Origin of the sequence: Pseudomonas sp. F3-2 (assembly GCF_038804275.1) — a bacterium.
GTDB lineage: Bacteria > Pseudomonadota > Gammaproteobacteria > Pseudomonadales > Pseudomonadaceae > Aquipseudomonas.
Map to the genome: position 1 here is coordinate 5,054,604 of NZ_CP152388.1, position 17,797 is coordinate 5,072,400.

At 60.8% G+C, this 17,797-nt stretch carries 16 protein-coding genes; 8 read left to right on the forward strand and 8 right to left on the reverse strand.

The genetic code is table 11. From position 1 onward, the window contains the following. Window positions 1–64 precede the first annotated feature (64 nt). The 3 genes from AAGQ88_RS22640 to AAGQ88_RS22650 all read left to right on the forward strand — a co-directional run bounded on the left by AAGQ88_RS22640 (window position 65) and on the right by AAGQ88_RS22650 (window position 3,042). On the forward strand, window positions 65–1,003 hold the full coding sequence (locus tag AAGQ88_RS22640) for a LysR family transcriptional regulator (RefSeq protein WP_285423021.1): 939 nt from the start codon (window positions 65–67) through the stop codon (window positions 1,001–1,003). Between the two features lie 157 nt (window positions 1,004–1,160). Next, a complete protein-coding gene (locus AAGQ88_RS22645) occupies window positions 1,161–2,048 on the forward strand; it encodes a neutral zinc metallopeptidase (RefSeq protein ID WP_093464220.1) in 888 nt (295 codons plus the stop codon). Between the two features lie 4 nt (window positions 2,049–2,052). Continuing rightward, window positions 2,053–3,042, forward strand: coding sequence for an alpha/beta hydrolase (locus tag AAGQ88_RS22650; RefSeq protein ID WP_342653636.1), 990 nt, complete (start codon window positions 2,053–2,055; stop codon window positions 3,040–3,042). Between the two features lie 806 nt (window positions 3,043–3,848). Here AAGQ88_RS22650 and AAGQ88_RS22655 read toward each other — a convergent pair. From AAGQ88_RS22655 to AAGQ88_RS22665, 3 genes are all read right to left on the reverse strand, one after another. Then, entirely contained in the window at window positions 3,849–4,448 is a 600-nt protein-coding gene (locus AAGQ88_RS22655; protein ID WP_342653637.1) for an HAD family hydrolase, read from the reverse strand. Continuing rightward, window positions 4,445–5,314 carry an acyl-CoA thioesterase II gene (gene tesB, locus AAGQ88_RS22660; RefSeq protein WP_285423017.1) on the reverse strand — a complete coding sequence of 290 codons (870 nt, stop codon included), beginning with the start codon at window positions 5,312–5,314 and terminating at the stop codon, window positions 4,445–4,447. The genes AAGQ88_RS22655 and tesB overlap by 4 nt, the downstream gene beginning before the upstream one ends. Window positions 5,315–5,438: 124 nt before the next feature. Further along, complete coding sequence (locus AAGQ88_RS22665) at window positions 5,439–6,002, reverse strand: GNAT family N-acetyltransferase (protein ID WP_342653638.1); 564 nt, start codon at window positions 6,000–6,002, stop codon at window positions 5,439–5,441. Window positions 6,003–6,128: 126 nt separating this feature from the next. Between AAGQ88_RS22665 and AAGQ88_RS22670 the strand changes: the two genes are divergently transcribed. Further along, complete coding sequence (locus tag AAGQ88_RS22670; protein WP_342653639.1) at window positions 6,129–7,046, forward strand: histone deacetylase; 918 nt, start codon at window positions 6,129–6,131, stop codon at window positions 7,044–7,046. A gap of 197 nt (window positions 7,047–7,243) precedes the next feature. Continuing rightward, a complete protein-coding gene (locus AAGQ88_RS22675; RefSeq protein WP_342653640.1) occupies window positions 7,244–8,482 on the forward strand; it encodes a TIGR03862 family flavoprotein in 1,239 nt (412 codons plus the stop codon). A 31-nt stretch (window positions 8,483–8,513) separates the two neighbouring features. On the opposite strand, the gene AAGQ88_RS22680 is transcribed toward AAGQ88_RS22675, so the two are convergent. Beyond that, a complete protein-coding gene (locus tag AAGQ88_RS22680; RefSeq protein WP_342653641.1) occupies window positions 8,514–9,662 on the reverse strand; it encodes an acyltransferase in 1,149 nt (382 codons plus the stop codon). Window positions 9,663–9,929: 267 nt separating this feature from the next. After that, window positions 9,930–10,511 (reverse strand): reactive chlorine resistance membrane protein RclC, encoded by a 582-nt coding sequence (rclC, locus tag AAGQ88_RS22685; RefSeq protein ID WP_285423013.1) that lies wholly within the window; start codon window positions 10,509–10,511, stop codon window positions 9,930–9,932. Between the two features lie 269 nt (window positions 10,512–10,780). Here rclC and AAGQ88_RS22690 point away from each other — a divergent pair, with 269 nt between their 5' ends. Both AAGQ88_RS22690 and AAGQ88_RS22695 read left to right on the forward strand, forming a co-directional pair. Further along, on the forward strand, window positions 10,781–11,206 hold the full coding sequence (locus AAGQ88_RS22690; protein WP_342653642.1) for a hypothetical protein: 426 nt from the start codon (window positions 10,781–10,783) through the stop codon (window positions 11,204–11,206). Window positions 11,207–11,471: 265 nt separating this feature from the next. Further along, a complete protein-coding gene (locus AAGQ88_RS22695; RefSeq protein WP_285423011.1) occupies window positions 11,472–13,394 on the forward strand; it encodes a methyl-accepting chemotaxis protein in 1,923 nt (640 codons plus the stop codon). 96 nt (window positions 13,395–13,490) lie between these two features. Here the strand turns inward: AAGQ88_RS22695 and AAGQ88_RS22700 are convergent, their stop codons facing one another. Next, window positions 13,491–14,807: a PAS domain-containing methyl-accepting chemotaxis protein gene (locus AAGQ88_RS22700; protein ID WP_342653643.1), complete on the reverse strand. Its 1,317-nt coding sequence runs from the start codon at window positions 14,805–14,807 to the stop codon at window positions 13,491–13,493. Between the two features lie 248 nt (window positions 14,808–15,055). On the opposite strand from AAGQ88_RS22700, the gene AAGQ88_RS22705 reads away from it, so the two are divergent. Then, window positions 15,056–15,847, forward strand: a complete 792-nt coding sequence (locus AAGQ88_RS22705; protein ID WP_285423009.1) for a substrate-binding domain-containing protein — start codon at window positions 15,056–15,058, stop codon at window positions 15,845–15,847. A 5-nt stretch (window positions 15,848–15,852) separates the two neighbouring features. Here the strand turns inward: AAGQ88_RS22705 and AAGQ88_RS22710 are convergent, their stop codons facing one another. Both AAGQ88_RS22710 and AAGQ88_RS22715 read right to left on the reverse strand, forming a co-directional pair. After that, window positions 15,853–16,320, reverse strand: a complete 468-nt coding sequence (locus tag AAGQ88_RS22710) for a metallophosphoesterase family protein (RefSeq protein WP_342653644.1) — start codon at window positions 16,318–16,320, stop codon at window positions 15,853–15,855. Between the two features lie 4 nt (window positions 16,321–16,324). Continuing rightward, complete coding sequence (locus tag AAGQ88_RS22715) at window positions 16,325–17,527, reverse strand: MFS transporter (RefSeq protein ID WP_342653645.1); 1,203 nt, start codon at window positions 17,525–17,527, stop codon at window positions 16,325–16,327. Window positions 17,528–17,797 lie beyond the last annotated feature (270 nt).

Below are 17,797 nucleotides of genomic sequence, written 5' to 3' on the forward strand. Positions count from 1 at the left end.
CAATGCTGGAAATGCCCTGCAGTTCTTGTCAGGCTCGCCGCACCCTTCTACGCGAGCCAATCACATGACCAGGATTCCCGAGGCCAACGTTATCCACAGCCGTCTGCGCTTGCGCCAGTTGCGGCTGATGCTGGCCTTGCAGGAATTCGGTTCGCTGCGCCGCGCCGCCGATAACATCGGCATGACCCAGCCGGCCGCCACCAAGATGCTGCACGAGGCGGAGGACCTGCTGGGGGTCGAACTGTTCGAGCGCCTGCCGCGAGGCATGCGCGCGACCCCGTTTGGCGACACGGTCATCTATTACGCACGCATGGTGTTCGCGGAACTGAGCGGCATGCGCGAGGAACTGGTGGCGCTGGAGTCCGGCAATCTGGGGCGCGTGGCGGTCGGCGCCATTCCCGCCCTGGCGTCCGGGTTGCTGACGCGCACCATCGCCACTTTGAAACAAAGCCATCCGCGGTTGTCGATGAGCATTCAGGTCGACACCAGCGATGTGCTGGTGCAAGCCCTGTTGCAAGATCAGCTCGACGTCGTGCTGGGCCGGATTCCCGGCGGCGCCCGGGCGGAAGAACTGCTTTTCGACAGCCTTGGCGAAGAGGCGCTCTGCGTGATCGCAGGCGCTCAGAACCCGCTGGTCCACGCCACCGACCTGAGCTGGGCCGCGTTGCAGAACGAAACCTGGGTGCTGCAACAACACCCAAGCCCGATGCGCGCGATCGTCAATCAGGTTTTTCACAACGCCCGCGTCGACATCCCCAACAGCATCGTCGAAACCACCTCGATCATGACGCTGCTTTCGCTGGTCCAGAACACCGACATGCTCGGCATCACGCCGGTTTCAGTCGTGGAAGACTACGCCGGGCGAGACCTCCTGGCCGTCCTGCCCATCAGCTTCGAAGCACGCCTGCCACCCTATGGGCTGATCACCCGCAGGCATCGCATCCAGTCATCGGCCATGCAGGCGTTCATCAACTCGGTGAAGGCGGAGCAAGGCGGTAACTAGCGTTTAACGGTCGCTCATGCATGCGGTCAGTTCAGCGTGACGTCATCGCGGCGTGCCCTGAACCATTCCCTCCGTTTCCACCTCTTAGTCCCAGCAGTCAGACGATCGGCCTCCCCTGCCGTCTACACTTCCTACACGACTAAAAGAGGATTCCACCATGCTCTGGAAAAAAGGACGTCGCAGTGACAACGTCGTCGATGCGCGCGACGACACCGGTGGCGGGGGTGGGATGCGCATTGGCGGTAAGGGCCTGGGCCTGGGCGGTATCGTGATCATCGTTGCCATCGGTTTGTTGACCGGTCAGGACCCGATGCAGATTCTGGGGCAGATCGCCGGACAGATGGGCACGCAGCAATCCACGGCGGTCAATCCCCAGACGCGCCAGGCGCCGCCGGCGAACGACGAGCAGGCCGATTTTGTGCGTGCCATCCTGGGCGATACTGAGGACACGTGGGGCCAGATTTTCCAGCAAGGTGGCCGGCAATATAAGAATCCAACCCTCATTCTGTTCCGGGGCCAGGTGCAGTCCGCCTGCGGTTTCGCGTCTTCGGCCAGCGGGCCGTTTTACTGTCCGGGCGATCAGCGGGTCTATCTGGACATGGAATTCTTTCGCGAGATGTCCCAGCGCTTCAAGGCCGCCGGGGATTTTGCCCAGGCGTATGTGATCGCACATGAAGTTGGCCATCATGTGCAGACCTTGCTCGGGGTTTCGGCTAAAGTTGACGCCGCCCGCCAGCGTGGCATGCGCATGGAGGGCGACGCGGGTCTGCTGGTCCGCCAGGAACTGCAAGCTGACTGCCTTGCCGGAGTTTGGGCCAACAACGCACAAAAGCGTTTGAACTGGCTTGAACCTGGTGATATTGAAGAGGCGCTGAACGCCGCCAACGCCATTGGTGACGACCGCCTGCAGCAGCAAAGCCAGGGGCGCGTCGTACCGGACTCGTTCACACACGGGACGTCTGCCCAGCGGGTGCGCTGGTTCAAGACAGGTTTTGCCCAGGGACAAATCAACCAATGCGATACCTTCGCCGCCAAGAGCCTCTGATCACATGATGAAACCGCTTTCGATCCTGTTGTTGGGCACCCTGATGAGCGTCACTGCTCATGCTGCGGATCAGGCGGTCAAATCCATCAGCCCGGACCGGCTGCTGATCAACGGAACGACTCAGGCCACGCTGGGCCTGAGCCAGAACTGGGTCAAGCCCAGCCCGCAGATTCAACGGGTGGTCATCATTTTTCACGGCCGCCTGCGCAACGCACAGACTTATTTGCGCAGCGCCGAGCGCGCTGCCAACCAATCCAGACAGCGCTCGAAAACCCTGCTGATCGCGCCACAATTTCTCGACGAAAAAGACATCGTCGCCCATCACTTGCCCGATGCGGTCCTGCGTTGGCGGGGTAACGACTGGATGGCGGGCGACAAGTCGATCGGCGCCAAACCGGTCAGCTCGTTCGTGGTCATCGACCATATCCTCAAGCGCCTGAGCGACAGCAAGCTGTTCCCGAATCTGAAAGAAGTCGTAATCGCTGGCCACTCCGGCGGCGCGCAGGTCGTGCAGCGTTACGCGATGATCGGGGGCAAGGAAGACGCACTGTTGAAGAAGGAAGGCATCAAGCTGCGCTATGTGATCGCCAACCCGTCGTCGTATGCCTATTTCGATGCGACACGGCCGGTGTCCGTGGATGCCGCGACTTGCCCGACGTTCGATACCTGGAAATACGGTCTGAACAAACTGCCTGCGTATGCCGGCAAGGAAACGCCCGCCGAACTGGAAGCCGCCTACGTCAAACGCGACATCACTTACTTGTTGGGCGAGCTGGACACCGACCCCGAGCATCCGGCGCTGGACAAGGATTGCGGCGCTGAAGCCCAAGGCCCGCAGCGCCTGGCGCGCGGCCACAACTATTTCGACTATCTGACCAAGCGCCACCCCGAAGGCCTGAACCAGCGACTGGTCGAAGTGAAAAATGTGGGTCACAACGGCGACGCGATGTTCACCTCTCCCGAAGGTCAGACGGCGTTGTTCAAGGGCAATTGAGCGTGACGGGCGCGTGTCGGATCGCGCCTTTTTTCAGTTTGCTCGCGATGGGGTGAGGCCTGAGACTTCGTCGCCGACCGACCTGCCGCCATCGCGGGCAAGCGCGCTCCTACAGGGGGATTGCGGACATTACTCAGCGTCCCGGCCAGGCGTCCGAACCGTAAGAGCGCGCTTGCCCGCGAAGAGTTGTTTTCAACCGCTGCATCTCCAGCGGATGGCAGGGCCTTTTCGCGAGCAAGCTCACTCCTACAGGGGGATTGCGGACATTACCCGACTTCTCGGCCAGGCCTCCGAACCGTAGGAGCGCGCTTGCCCGCGAAGACTTGTTTTCAACCGCTGCATCTCCACAGTCTGCACCGGCCTCTTCCCGGCTGAAGCCGGTCCTACAGACGCTGCGACCTCTTCGTAGGACCGGCTTTAGCCGGGAAGGCGTCGGGCGTTACGCTGCTGATTGAAAGGGGCGTTAAAGACAGTTGGCTCACGCCCACAACGGATTCGCGGACATTACCCGACTTCTCGGCCAAGCCTCCGAACCGTAGGAGCACGCTTGCCCGTGAAGACTTGTTTTCAACCGCTGCATTTCCACAGTCTGCACCGGCCTCTTCCCGGATGAAGCCGGTCCTACAGACGCTGCGACTTCTTTGTAGGACCGGCTTTAGCCGGGAAGGCGTCGGGCGTTACCCCGCTGATCGAAAGGGGCGTTAAAGCCAGTTGGCTCGCTCCTACAAGGGAATCGCGGACATTACCCGACTTCTCGGCCAGGCCTCCTGCAGGTTGGTCCATGGGAATGCTGCGGCGTTATCTTGTCAAACACCCGCGCCGATCATCGTCTTCAGCACCCGGCAGTCTTCGGCATGCCAATCGGTGAGGTCCGGCCATGGATTTTCGGGCAGGTTGACCAGCACGGTGCGCGCGCCGGCTGCTTTTCCGCAGGCCAGGTCGAACTGGTAGTCGCCCACCATCACCATCTCAGCGGGCGCGACGTTCCAGGCCTGAGCAAGTTTGAGCAGACCACCGGGGTCGGGTTTGGGTGGTGCCTCGTCACGTCCGAGGACGTCTTCGACGGCGAAGCAGTCTGCAATGCCGATGGCTTTCAGCGTCACGTGGGCCAGCTCGCGGGCGTTGCGCGTGAGAACACCCAGCCGGTAACCGCGCCCGGCCAGTTCGCGTACCAGTTCGACAGCGCCTGTCGCCGGTCGTGAGGCGATGGCCAGCTCGCGCTCATGCTCCAACAGCCACGCGTGCTTGGCGGCCGCAACGTCGGCGGGCAATGCAGCCAGATGACCGAGAATGTCGTCTTCCAGCGGAATCTGCAGCGCGCGCTTGATGGCCGGGAAGTCATGGACAGCAACCGTCAGCGTGCCGTCCATGTCGAACACCCAATGCCGAAGCTGCGCCAGCCTCATGACCAATCCTTGCGGTGACGAATCAACCCTTCCTGGCTGACGGAAGCCACCAGCTTGCCGTCCCGGTTGTAAACGCTGCCCCGCGAAAAACCGCGAGAATTGCCGGCCCACGGGCTGTCCATGGCATAGAGCAGCCACTCGTCCGCGCGCAGCTCACCGTGAAACCACAGCGAGTGATCAAGGCTGGCGATCTGCATGTCCTTCTGCCAGACCGTCTTGCCGTGGGGCAGCAGCGAGGTGGTCAGCAGGTTGAAGTCGGAGGCATAGGCGAGCATGTACCGATGCAGCGCGGGGATGTCCGGCAGCGAGCCGTCAGCCCGGAACCACACGTATTTGACCGGATCGGCCGGTTTGGGATTGTAGGGGTCGGACTCGGTGACCGGCCGGAATTCGATCGGCTTGGGGCACAGCAGCTTGTCCTTCATGTGCTCGGGAATCAGGTGCTCGCGCTGACGCATCAACTCAAGTTCCGAAGGCAGATTTTCCGGACCGACCACCTGCGGCATCTGGCTCTGGTGCTCAAACCCTTCTTCGTCGTACTGAAAAGAAGCGCTGCAGGTGAAGATCGGGTTGCCCTTCTGAATGGCCGTGACCCGACGCGTGCTGAAACTGCCGCCATCGCGCACACGGTCGACCTGATAAACCACCGGCAGATGCGCATCGCCCGGGCGCAGGAAGTAGCCGTGCAACGAGTGCACGTGGCGTTCGTCCTCAACGGTCTTACTGGCCGCCGACAGCGACTGCCCCAGCACCTGCCCACCAAACAGCTGACGAAAGCCAAGGTCCTGGCTGCGCCCGCGGAAGAGATTTTCTTCGATGGGTTCCAGACTCAACAGCGCTACCAGATCATCCAGCACATGGCTCATTCGGGGTTCCTCGCAAACGGTCATCACACACCAGTCATCACAAAACAGGCCACGGGCCGGTCAAGACGACGCCGTGGAAGATTGCGAAATGATACAGAGTTTGCAGCCCGTTTCGCGCACGCAATCACAGCGTCGCGAGCCAGCCCTGGCGATTGATCCGATACAGCACGTGAGGCCGCAGCGGATGACCTTCCGGAAGGTTGGGATGGGCGAAATCGTCGGCGGGGTTGTTCTGCATGCCGATCGCCTGCATCACTTTCTGCGACGGCAGATTGCTGGTGGCCGTGAAGGACACGATCTCATCCAGTTCCAGGTGCTCGAAACCGCAGCCCAGCACGGTCCATGCGGCTTCACTGGCGTAGCCCAAACCCCAATGTTCTCTGGCCAGCCGCCAGCCGATCTCGACCGCAGGCGTGAATGCGGCTTCGAATCCCACGACGTTGAGTCCGGTAAAGCCGATGAACTCGCCGGAATCCTTACGCTCCAGTGCCCACAGCCCGAAGCCGTACTCGGCGAAATGCCCGCGGACACGGCCAATCATCTTGGCGCTTTCCAGCCGGCTCATGCACGCCGGGAAGTAACGCATGACGTGCGGGTCTGCGCACATCTGCGCGAAGGCCGGCAAATCATCATCTCGCCACTGACGCATCAACAAACGCGCGCTGCTGAGCTCGAGTATCGGCTCCATTGAACGTCTCTCCTGCCCGACACCTCAAATTTCCCGTCAGTTTACCAGCGCCCCGGCCCAGCAAATCGCTGTGCGGTGACCACCGTAACTGGCAAGATTCCCCTTCGAACCCGACGCGTAAGTGCCATGCCCCTGCCTCTTATCTACCACGAAGACTACAGCCCGACGTTTGCGCCCGATCATCGCTTCCCGATGGAAAAGTTCCGGCTGCTGCACGACCACCTTATCGACAGCGGCCTGACCACGGATGCTCAATTGTTTCGCCCGGAGGTCTGCCCGGACGACATTCTTGCGCTGGCGCACGACCCTGCCTACATCCGCAGGTACATGCAGGGCGAGCTTTCCCGCGAGGATCAGCGCCGATTGGGCCTGCCCTGGAGCGAGGATCTGGCCCGACGTACGGTGCGCGCGGTGGGCGGGTCGCTGCTGACCGCCGAGAAAGCGTTGCAGCACGGTCTGGCGTGTCATCTGGCGGGCGGCACCCATCACGCGCACTACGATTATCCGGCGGGATTCTGCATCTTCAACGACCTGGCGATCATCAGCCGTTACCTGCTGCAGAGTGGTCGGGTGGACCGTGTGCTGATCTTTGACTGCGACGTTCACCAGGGCGACGGTACGGCGCGAATCCTCGAACACACCGAAGACGCGATCACGGTCTCGCTGCACTGCGAGAAGAACTTTCCGGCGCGCAAGGCGCAGAGCGACTGGGACATTCCGCTGCCCATGGGCATGGGTGACGACGATTACCTGAAGGTGGTCGATGACACGCTCAATTACCTGTTGCCGCTGTATCGGCCTGATCTGGTGCTCTACGACGCCGGCGTCGATGTACACAAGGACGACGCCCTGGGTTATCTGCAACTGACCGATGCGGGGGTTGCCCTTCGCGACGAGGCCGTGATGCGTCATTGCCTGGGCCGCGACATCCCGGTCATGGGCGTGATCGGTGGCGGCTACAGCAAGGATCGGCACGCCCTCGCGCGACGTCACGGCATCCTGCACCACAGCGCCCAACGGGTGTGGATATCTGAAGGGCTGTAAACCTGCCTCAGTGTCGATTTACCCACATCCACTGTGGAGCGGCCTGTGGATAACCTGAGCGCAAGCCGACAGAGCCCGTATTGCGCGTGGCTTGGCGCCGTCTGTACGTTTTTTGCTCAACAGTTGTCCACAGATCATTCGCTCGTCGTACGCCTGGGGTAGAATGCGCGGCCTCTTTCATCGATCCGCAGCCCGCCATGACCTCGAACACTTCCTCTTGCGCTCAGACAGTCGTCATCATCGGTGGCGGACCCGCCGGCTTGATGGCGGCGGAAGTGTTGAGTCAGGCAGGTTTCAGGGTCGATGTGTATGACGCCATGCCGTCGGTAGGGCGCAAGTTTCTGCTGGCCGGCGTGGGCGGCATGAATATCACCCATTCCGAAGCCTGGCCGGCGTTCCTCTCCCGCTACGCCGAGCGCGCGCCGATGATCGCCCCGTTGCTGCGCGGTTTCGACGCGCAGGCGCTGTGCGCGTGGATTCATGGCCTGGGGATCGAGACGTTCGTGGGCAGCTCGGGTCGCGTCTTCCCCACCGACATGAAAGCCGCGCCTTTGCTGCGCGCCTGGCTCAAGCGACTGCGGGACGCCGGGGTAATTATCCACACCCGCCATCGCTGGCTTGGCTGGAACGCCGATAACACCCTGCGCATGGCCGGGCCTGAGGGCGAATTGTCCATCGCGCCCGCCGCGACCTTGCTGGCGCTGGGCGGCGCCAGTTGGGCGAGACTCGGCTCCGACGGGGCCTGGTTGCCGTTGCTCAAGCAGCACGATGTGCAGGTCGCCGCCCTGCAGCCCGCCAACTGCGGGTTCGACGTAAGCGCCTGGAGTGAACTGCTGAGCAGCAAATTCGCGGGTGCGCCGCTCAAGAACATTGCCATCGGCCTGCGCGGTCAGCCGCAGCGACTGGGGGAATGTGTGGTGACCCGCAACGGCGTCGAAGGCAGCCTGATTTATGCGCTGTCGGCGCAGATTCGCGAGGCGATCAATCAGCACGGCGCCGCCGTGGTGGAGATCGATCTGTTGCCCGGCAAAGCCATCAAGGATGTGAAAAAAGCCCTGAGCAAACCCCGTGGCTCACGCTCGATGTCCAAACATTTGCACAGCCAGCTGGGACTCGATGGCCTCAAGGCCGCGCTGTTGCGTGAGCTGACGCCCGCCGAGACTTTCGCCGATCCGGACCTGTTGGCGCAGGCGATCAAAACCCTGCCGCTGACGCTGATCAGGCCGCGTCCGCTGGACGAAGCCATCAGCACCGCGGGCGGCGTGAAGTTCGAATCCATGAACGGGCAACTGATGCTGACGTCGTTGCCGGGCGTGTTCTGCGCCGGTGAGATGCTCGACTGGGAAGCGCCCACCGGCGGCTACCTGCTCACTGCCTGCTTCGCCAGCGGACGCGCCGCCGGGTTCGGGATCGTCGAGTGGTTGCGCCGAGGCTGAGCCGCTTCACGATTCCTTCGCACGGGCGGCCTCAGCCCGGTATCGCAGCCTTGCTGACCAACGCCTTGCGCCGCGAAGCATTGATGACTCGCTTGCCCAACGCAACGCCCTTCATCTCGATGTAGGTGTGCGCCAATGCCGCCAGCCCCAGAGCCGCGAGCGTAACGACCACGACAAAGCCGTTGTTGATCAGCAACGAGCCGGTGTCCATGTAGCGTTGACCTTCGATCATCGGCGCCATGTCGCGACCGGTCAGTTTCTGCGCCACGATGAATACGGTCGAAAGGCAGAACAGCAGAGAGGCGTGGGTCATGTAGATCGAATACGACAGCTTGCCCAGCAGCGTGAACAACCCGGTTTTCAACAGCGCCGACACCAGCCCGCCTTCGAACGCAAACACCAGCACCAGCAGGCAGAACATGAGACTGGCGATGGGCGAGCGATCTTCGAAGTCGTTCATGATCAGCCAGTACGTCGCAAACATCAGCAGGCATTCGAGTACGGTCATCGACCATTGCACGGGCACGAACCGGTCGCGGATCAGCCGATAGACCAGATACGTGATGTTGCCGGCGAAGAAACACGAGAGCCCCAGCATGGCGCGCCACACCAGCGGCTCGTTTTCCGTGAAGATCAGAACGAACGCGATCACCGAGATGCAGGCCGCCAGCAGGAAGCGGTTGCGCATCGAGAAAATGCACACCAGGCCGAACAGCATATAAATGTAGAACTCGATGCTGATGCTCCACGACGGGTAATTGAACGACATGGTTTCGGTCAGCGTCGTCCACGCTTGCAGCAAGAGCAGGTTGGGGAGTATCTCCGCAGGCGCGAACAGCCCGGTGAATGGCACGTTGTTGAGATTGAATCCTTTGTTGTAGGCCGCCCAGCGCACCAACTCGAAAGCAATGAACACCAGCAGCATCGTCAGGTGCAGCGGATAAAGACGGAAAAATCGGGAAATGAAGAAGTCCTTGAACCCGAGCCTCGTTTTCATCCCGTAGGAGTGGGCCAGCACGAAGCCGCTCAAGACGAAGAAGAAATTGAGCAGGATGTCCACTCTTCGAAAAAACGGCATTTCGGTAAATGAGCCCACGACATGCAGGTGATAGAACACCACCAACAGTGCGCAGACACCTCTGAAACTGTCGAGGGTGGTGAATCGCTTGACTGGTTCCATGGCACAACTTCCGTCCCGGTTTATGAAGCGCGCTCGGCGGCAGCGAAGGCTCGCGGCAGTGACACGGTATTGCGTTCAGCACACCGTCGATAGTTGAAATATTTCATGTCTGATACAAACCACGGCGCAAAACTTGACGCCATTGTTTGACGAGCACGACCGCCCAGTCATAAAGAAACCAAATGGTCCGGACACTTCGATAAAAGACTGGAGAAAGCACACAGCGCCTCGTAGGCGCTGCGTTGCGGATAGCTTGCAGGGCGCTGATCAGGCGCTGCGTGAGGCCTTCTCGTTCAGCAGTTGCCGGGCTGAGTCAGCGATCATCACCACGCCGCCTGCCAGCATCAGCACGTCCTTGAGCACCAGCCGACCGCCCCCCGAGAGGTACGGAAAACCGAAGTTGGCGTCACCCAGGTTCGAGACCCAGGCCTCAGGCGTTGTGATCAGGAAAGACAGCGTGACGATTGGGGTCAGGAACGCGAGCACCGAACCGACCATTCCCAGCCGTTTCGAGAACGCGTAGGACAGCACCAGCAGGCCGATCAGAATCTCGACGGTGCCAAGGCCATCGGAAAAGGTGTACGTGTTGTTGCTGACTTGCCACTCGCGTTTGACTGGATCGAGCTGGCCCTCGTGAGTCAGATGCTCTTTGTATTCGTGCGGATGGTTGTAGAAGAACGACATGACCGGGCTGTTGGCCACGAACGGGGTGATGCTGTCGGCTTCATAGGGGACGAATTTGAGTGCGCCGATCCAGATAAAAATGATCGCCACACCAATCCTGATCAGGTGGATGCCGAGGGTGTCGAGACGTGTCGCTTTGCGCAGCAGTGAGTTGAGCGTGAACATGATGGTGAGTCCTCTGTGTATTCAGTGGGCTCAAGGTTAAAGTTCACGGGACGCACCGTTGCGTCTGATCCTCTCAAGCTTTTGCGCAATCGTCTCAATCCGCGGCCGACAGACCTTCATCATTCGTCCAGAGGCTCTGGCTCGCAGCTTTGGCAACTATCAATTGCAGCGATGTTCGCTACCAATCGTATTGACTTCTTAATAATCCAGCGCCGAGTAACATTGCCTCCATAGCAAGTTACCAACTAACGAGTTCTGGAGTAAACATCATGAAAACCAACAAACTGATCCTTGGCCTGGCCTTCTCTGTACTGGCAACCAGCGCGTTCGCACTTCCAGCCGTTGACGCCAGCAAATACGTCAATGCCCCGGTCGTTGCAGAAAATGGCTCTTCCCATACCAACATGGGCCGCGTCGCCGCTGACGGTGCTGATCATGTCGGTGCAAACCGCGTCGCTGCTGATGGTGCTGATCGTGTTGGTGCAAACCGCGTCGCCGCTGACGGTGCTGATCGTGTCGGTGCTAATCGCGTCGCTGCTGATGGTGCTGATCGTGTCGGTGCTAACCGCGTCGCCGCTGATGGTGCTGATCATGTCGGTGCTAACCGCGTCGCTGAAAACGGTTCGGAGCACACTCAACTGGGCCGCATCGCTGCTGATGGCGCCGATCACGTCGGTGCAAACCGCCTGAGCTGATCCATACGTTCGCTCCCCTACCAGCCCGGCAATCGCCGGGCTTGATTGTTTCTGGGCCCCGCAAATCCTGCCTGCGCCCGCGCCGCAGCGATTAATTCAGGCGAAATTCACGCGCTGAAACATTTTCCCGCGACTCATTTCTGACATTTTTTTCAGAAATCTCCGACGCCGCCGATGCATTCGTACATTTGAATGTTTTGCTGGCTTCTACAACAACAAATCTCCAGCTGACGATTTCGAACAATGGACATTCTGGAGAATCATGATGAACAGCTGGTTCGCGAACATCAGCGTCAATCTGAAACTGGCCCTCGGGTTCGGTGTTGTACTTGTTTTCACTGCCCTGCTTGCGCTGATCGGCTGGACCAGCCTGGGCAACATGACCTACCGCAGCGACCGGGTTTCGGACATTTCCAAGCTGTCGGCCAAGCTGACGGACCTGCGCATCACCCGCCTGCAATACATGCTGTCCAATGGTGACGAAGCGGTCGCGCAAAACGTGCAGAACGCGCTGGACGGCTTCAAGGCCCAGCAGCAATACCTGCAGAACACTTTCAGCAACCCGGTCAACGTCCCGCCGATCAAGGCGCTGGGCGATCAGGTTGCGGCGTATCAGAGTTCCCTGAACAAAATGCGCGAAGGCTACCGCGCCAGTGCCAAGGTGCGGGCGGACATGGGTGTGGATGCCGTGAAAGCGGCAGGGCTGATCGCAGCCATCAACGACGACGTGATGAAGCTGGATCCAGCCGACGAGCGCCGCTTCGAGCAGTATCAGGCGGCTATCAAAGCCAAAGAAGACGTAATGCTGGTGCGCTACGAAGTGCGCGGCTACACCGGCAACGTCACCGACAAGACCGAACAGGCCGCCACCCAGCAGCTGACGAGCGCGATCAACGGCCTTGAGCAACTCAAAGCCACGTTTGGCAGCACTCAGGCTGAGCGCCTCACCCAACTGGAAGCCGCATTGATCGGCTACCGCACCTCGGTGCAGGGCTTCAAGACCGCCAACGACAGCATCAACGCGGCTCGTGCCGAGATGACGGATGAAGGCGCAGCCATCGTCAAGCTGAGTCAGCAACTGGTCGACATCCAGAAAACCCTCGGCGACAAAGACACCGAACAGGCCCGCATGCTGCAGATTGGCGGCACGCTGCTGGCGTTGATTTTCGGCGCCTTGGCGGCGGTCATCATTACCCGTCAGATCACCCGTCCGCTTCAGCAGACCCTGACCGTGGTCGACCGCATCGCTTCGGGCGACCTGACGCAAGACCTGGTGGTCACCCGCCGGGACGAACTGGGCACGCTGCAAGTGGGCATCCAGCGCATGGGCACGACGTTGCGCGAACTGATCGGCGGCATCCGCGACAGCGTCACGCAAATCGCCAGCGCTGCCGAGGAACTGTCTGCGGTCACCGAGCAGACCAGCGCCGGGGTCAACAGCCAGAAGGTCGAAACCGACCAAGTCGCCACCGCCATGCACGAAATGTCAGCCACCGTTCACGAGGTCGCACGTAACGCCGAACAGGCCTCCGTCGCGGCATCGGCTGCCGACATGGAAGCGCGGGACGGCGACAAAGTCGTCGGCGAGGCCATCGCCCAAATCGAGAAACTGGCCAGCGAAGTGATCCGTTCCACAGACGCCATGACGGTGCTGGAGCAGGAAAGCGACAAGATCGGCAAGGTGATGGACGTGATCAAGGCTGTCGCCGAGCAGACCAACCTGTTGGCACTCAACGCCGCCATCGAAGCGGCCCGCGCGGGTGAAGCGGGTCGCGGGTTCGCGGTCGTTGCCGATGAAGTACGGGGCTTGGCGCAACGCACTCAGCAGTCGACCGAAGAAATCGAAGGGCTGGTGGCCGGCCTGCAAAACGGTACGCGTCAGGTCTCGGAGATCATGCTCAGCAGCCGCAACCTCACTGACAGCAGCGTGGCGTTGACACGCAAAGCCGGCACCTCGCTGGAAAGCATTACCAACACCGTGTCCAATATTCAGGCCATGAACCAACAGATCGCCGCCGCCGCGGAGCAGCAAAGCTCAGTGGCCGAAGAGATCAGCCGCAGCATCCTCAACGTACGCGACGTCTCCGAACAGACCGCCGCCGCGAGCGAGGAAACCGCAGCCTCCAGCGTCGAACTGGCCCGCCTGGGCAATCAGCTGCAAATGCTGGTCAGCCACTTCAAGGTGTAACGCACCTCGCCTGCGCCGGGTTTATCACCCGGCGCAGTTGTCTGTCTGGTTTAAGAGGAAACGAGCGGTTTACGGACGCATCAAGCGCTTGCAGCGTCAGCTCGACAGCTGATTGGTGAACTGCCCTACCGCGCTGACCACTCGCTGCGCGCCGTCCTGGATTTCGACGATCACAGCGCCCGCCTGCTCGGCCAGTTCCAAGCCCTGTTGGGCCTGTTGCTTGCCGCTGATGACCACATTGACGGCCTGCTCGGCCAATTGCTGGTTCTGCTGCACCACACCAACGATTTCTTCCGTGGCTTTGCTGGTGCGCGACGCCAGTTGCCGCACTTCATCGGCAACCACGGCGAAACCGCGGCCCTGCTCGCCGGCGCGGGCAGCTTCAATGGCGGCATTGAGTGCCAGCAGGTTGGTCTGGTCGGCGATGCTGCTGATGCTCTGAATGATCGATCCGATGACCTGGGACTGCTTGTCCAGCGCAGCGATGCGCTCGGCGGCCTGCTCCATGTGTTCGGCCAGTTCATGCATGACCTCGACGGTCTGCCGCACCACCGACGCTCCTTTCTGGGCGCTGCCGTCAGTCTGCTTTGAGGTGCTGAAGGCGATCGTGGCCGCTTGCGCGACCGCGCTCTCGCGATTGACTTGCTCAGTGATGACCGTGGCGAACTTGACCACTTTGTACAGCCGGTCGTGCGCGTCGGTGATGGGGTTATACGACGCCTCCAGCCAGACGACCCGCCCTTGGCTGTCCACTCGCTTGAAACGCTCGGCGATGAATTCGCCCCGACGCAATTTATCCCAGAACATCCGGTATTCCGGGGAGTTGTATTCTTCCGGCTCGCAGAACATCCGGTGATGCTTGCCTTGAATCTGTGCCAGCGAATAGCCCATCGCGCCGAGGAAGCGCTGGTTGGCGGTGAGCACTTCGCCGTCGAGGTTGAACTCGATCACGGCAGTCGAGCGCTGCAACGCTTCGATCAGGTTCTCATGCTCGCGGGAGTTTTCGATCGTGCGGGTCAGGTCGCTGGAGTGAATGGTGAAGTACTTCACCCGGCCGTTGCTGTCATGCACCGGCTGCAGAATCGAGCGCAGCCACGCCTCCTGACCATTCCCGCGCAGCAGGCGCAATGCCCCGCTCAGGTGTTCGCCGCGGCTGATTGCATTTTTCAGCCGCTGATAGAAATCCAGGCCTTTGACGTGGGCCGGGACCAGATCATCGATCAACCGACCGGCCAGATCCGAATTCCTGTAGAGCATTTCGTTTTCGAAATTGCCGTTGACTGACTCGATCCTTCCTTGTGGGTCCAGACGCATGCCAAGCATCTCGCTGTCCAGACTGCTCCTCACCTGCTCCACGGACGAAAGCTCCTCGCGCAGGGCCAAAAGCTCTTGTTTGAGACGTTTATTGAACATGACGGTGTGAACTTCCACAAAGATGATGGGGATCGATATGAACATCGGCGCAGGCCCGGCTTTCTTGAGGCAGAGGCGGGGCGCCTCGTCGGCTGCACGGGCGCGTCAGACTGAACCTGGTGCCGGCAATGGCGTCAGTGAAGGGGGGCGTGCGCAAGAAAGGGATTTACTCGTCGCACAATTGCCACATACTGCCCGCGCTGTTTTCTATCGTCAGATCCACATCCAACACTGCCAGGTTAATCTTCATGAAAAAAATCCTGCCCTACCTGCTGAGCGCCGCTATCACCTTCATTCCTGCGGCTTTTACTCATGCCGCAACGGCCTCCGCGCCCGTGCAACTGATCGTTCTGAGCTCCGGCGGCATCATGGGCGCCTTCAAGGCGGTCACGCCGGAATACGAGCAGCGCGTGGGCGTCAGATTGCAGGGCGAGGTGGCGCCATCGATGGGCGCGACGCCGCAAGCCATTCCCAACCGACTGGCCAGACAAGAGCCTGCCGACGTCGTACTGATGGTCGGCGCCGCGCTCGACAAGCTGATCAAAGACGGCCAGGTCGATCCGAAAACCCGCGTCGATCTGGGCAAATCCTACATCGCCATGGCCGTGCGTCATGGTGCGCCGCATCCCGATATCAGCACGATGGACGCCTTCAAACAGACCCTGCTCGACGCCAAGAGCATCGCCTATTCCGACAGCGCCAGCGGTGTTTATCTGTCACGCGTGCTGTTCAACCAGATGCACGTCGCCGACCGTATTCAAAGCAAGAGCCACATGATTCCGGCAAAACCGGTGGGTGAAGTGGTCGCCAACGGCGAGGCCGAAATCGGCTTCCAGCAATTGAGCGAACTGAAGCCGGTGGACGGCATCGACATCATCGGTCTGATTCCCGATCAGGCCCAACAGATGACGTTGTATTCGGCGGGCGTCGTGACCAAGAGCAAACACCCCGAACAGGCAAAACAGTTTCTGGATTTCTTGAGTTCGTCGGCGGCAGCACCCGCGATCAAGGCCAGTGGCCTGGACCCGATCGCGAAGTAAGCGCGTCAGCTCAGCGCCAGATCAATCAGTTCGCCACGCACTTCATGCTCGTCGATATAGAGCACGCCCACGCTGATCGGCAATTTGAAGCGCCGTGGCCCCGCGCTGCCGGGATTGATGAACAGCACGCCGTGCCGGGTCTGCTGCAGCGGTTTGTGCGAATGCCCGGTGACGACCACGGCAACATCCGGCGGCAGCGTCTCAGGCACGTCGGCAAGAATGTGAGTGACATAAATCGCCAATTTGCCGACCCGCAGAACAGCCTCGTAAGGAACGTCGGCAGCCCAGGCGTCATCGGTGTCGTTGTTGCCGCGCACCACGGTCAGCGGCGCAATCGCGCTGAGTGTTTCCAGGATCTGCGGGTTGCCGATGTCGCCGCCATGAATGAGGTAATCACACCCCTGCAGCGCCTCAAGCGCCTGAGGCCGCAACAGGCCGTGGGTGTCTGAAATCAGGCCGACTTTCACGCTCATCGTTTCAACTCCCGGCGGCTGCTTGCGCCTGACGCGACTGCACCCGCTTCATGCTGATCATCGCCAGCAAGGCGACCACCGCCACCAGCGATGCGAAGAATTCGCCGACGTGCTCCAGACCGAACGCCCTGACGCTGAAACCGACTGCGACCACGGGCACCGAGATCGAAACATAAAGCACCACGAAGAACGCCGACGTCACGGCGGCTTTCTGATGCGGCGGACTGCTGGCCGTCACGGCGCCCATTCCCGCACGCAGAATCATGCCCTGACCGATGCCGCTCACCACGCCTGCGGCAATCAGCAGCACCAGGTGCGCGGTCGCAATGCTCAGCCCCAGACAGATCATGCCCACGATCAGGCCCACGCAGCCCAGCGTCATGTGTTGCGCCTTGGGCAGCCATTGCAGCAGCGCCTGACCGATGATCGATGCGACGAAAAACAGGCCGATCACCGCGCCGATCAGCAACCCCGCGTGCACCTGCATGATGTGAATCATCACCGACGGCACCATGCTGGTGAACAGCCCTGCGACGCTGAAACCGGCCAGCCCGGCAATCGAGGCGGAGATGAAGACACTGCGCACCGAGGCGGGAACAGATGGCTTCTGGATGCCCAGCTGCAGTGTCTCCGGACGCTGCACCGTTTCGCGAATGACGAAGATCCCGACCGCTGCGAGCAGCAGCAAAACCAGGTGCACGTAGAACACCAGGTGCAGCGCGTCGGGCAAGTATTGCGACGTGAAACCGGCGAGCAGCGGGCCCAGCCCGAGGCCCAGCATGTTCGCGGCCGTGGCCACCAGCGTGGCGATTTTCCAGGTTTTCGGCGCCAGCTCGATCACCGCCACCGTCGCGGTGCCGGTCATGATGCCCGCGCTGAAACCCGAAAACAGGCGCCCGATCAGCAGGCCGCCGACCGAATCGCTCAGCAGAAAAATCACCGCACTCACTGCGCCCATCGTCAGGCCGGCAATCAGCAGCGGCTTGCGCCCGAGCTGATCGGACCAACTGCCGACCGCCAGCAAGGCGGCGATCACGCCGGCTGCGTAGATCGAGAAAATGATCGTCAACCAGCTCGCATCAAAACCCAGTCGTTGCTGGTAGATCGCATACAGCGGCGTCGGCAGCGTGGTGCCGACCATGGCGATCAGCAGAGCGCAGGCGGCGATGAAGAAGTCGCGCGTGGAAGATGAGGCTGACGAGGTCATGAAGTCTCCTGAAAACGGGGGTGGACGACGATTATCCGCCCAAGCCTGTGCCGCGTATTGAAAATATTCGCTGTAGCGAATGGACTGCGGCATACATCCCTGCGTTCGACCGGCATGCATGACTGCCTGCAATGCCGCGTAATCCGGCCATGAAAACGATAACATTCCACGCGCCCTTCGAGTCCATTTCGGGCGTCTTCGTGCTAGCCTTGCGTCATCGAGCGACGACTGTGACTGCCCTCATGTAGTCCGATTCCAAGGCAGCCAATA

What these genes read in the sequence shown, in the direction of transcription:
- AAGQ88_RS22640 (WP_285423021.1), top strand. Translation starts at nt 65, where the DNA reads ATGACCAGGATTCCCGAGGCCAACGTTATCCACAGCCGTCTGCGCTTG.
- AAGQ88_RS22645 (WP_093464220.1), top strand. Translation starts at nt 1,161, where the DNA reads ATGCTCTGGAAAAAAGGACGTCGCAGTGACAACGTCGTCGATGCGCGC.
- AAGQ88_RS22650 (WP_342653636.1), top strand. Translation starts at nt 2,053, where the DNA reads ATGATGAAACCGCTTTCGATCCTGTTGTTGGGCACCCTGATGAGCGTC.
- AAGQ88_RS22655 (WP_342653637.1), bottom strand. Translation starts at nt 4,448, where the DNA reads ATGAGGCTGGCGCAGCTTCGGCATTGGGTGTTCGACATGGACGGCACG.
- tesB (WP_285423017.1), bottom strand. Translation starts at nt 5,314, where the DNA reads ATGAGCCATGTGCTGGATGATCTGGTAGCGCTGTTGAGTCTGGAACCC.
- AAGQ88_RS22665 (WP_342653638.1), bottom strand. Translation starts at nt 6,002, where the DNA reads ATGGAGCCGATACTCGAGCTCAGCAGCGCGCGTTTGTTGATGCGTCAG.
- AAGQ88_RS22670 (WP_342653639.1), top strand. Translation starts at nt 6,129, where the DNA reads ATGCCCCTGCCTCTTATCTACCACGAAGACTACAGCCCGACGTTTGCG.
- AAGQ88_RS22675 (WP_342653640.1), top strand. Translation starts at nt 7,244, where the DNA reads ATGACCTCGAACACTTCCTCTTGCGCTCAGACAGTCGTCATCATCGGT.
- AAGQ88_RS22680 (WP_342653641.1), bottom strand. Translation starts at nt 9,662, where the DNA reads ATGGAACCAGTCAAGCGATTCACCACCCTCGACAGTTTCAGAGGTGTC.
- rclC (WP_285423013.1), bottom strand. Translation starts at nt 10,511, where the DNA reads ATGTTCACGCTCAACTCACTGCTGCGCAAAGCGACACGTCTCGACACC.
- AAGQ88_RS22690 (WP_342653642.1), top strand. Translation starts at nt 10,781, where the DNA reads ATGAAAACCAACAAACTGATCCTTGGCCTGGCCTTCTCTGTACTGGCA.
- AAGQ88_RS22695 (WP_285423011.1), top strand. Translation starts at nt 11,472, where the DNA reads ATGAACAGCTGGTTCGCGAACATCAGCGTCAATCTGAAACTGGCCCTC.
- AAGQ88_RS22700 (WP_342653643.1), bottom strand. Translation starts at nt 14,807, where the DNA reads ATGTTCAATAAACGTCTCAAACAAGAGCTTTTGGCCCTGCGCGAGGAG.
- AAGQ88_RS22705 (WP_285423009.1), top strand. Translation starts at nt 15,056, where the DNA reads ATGAAAAAAATCCTGCCCTACCTGCTGAGCGCCGCTATCACCTTCATT.
- AAGQ88_RS22710 (WP_342653644.1), bottom strand. Translation starts at nt 16,320, where the DNA reads ATGAGCGTGAAAGTCGGCCTGATTTCAGACACCCACGGCCTGTTGCGG.
- AAGQ88_RS22715 (WP_342653645.1), bottom strand. Translation starts at nt 17,527, where the DNA reads ATGACCTCGTCAGCCTCATCTTCCACGCGCGACTTCTTCATCGCCGCC.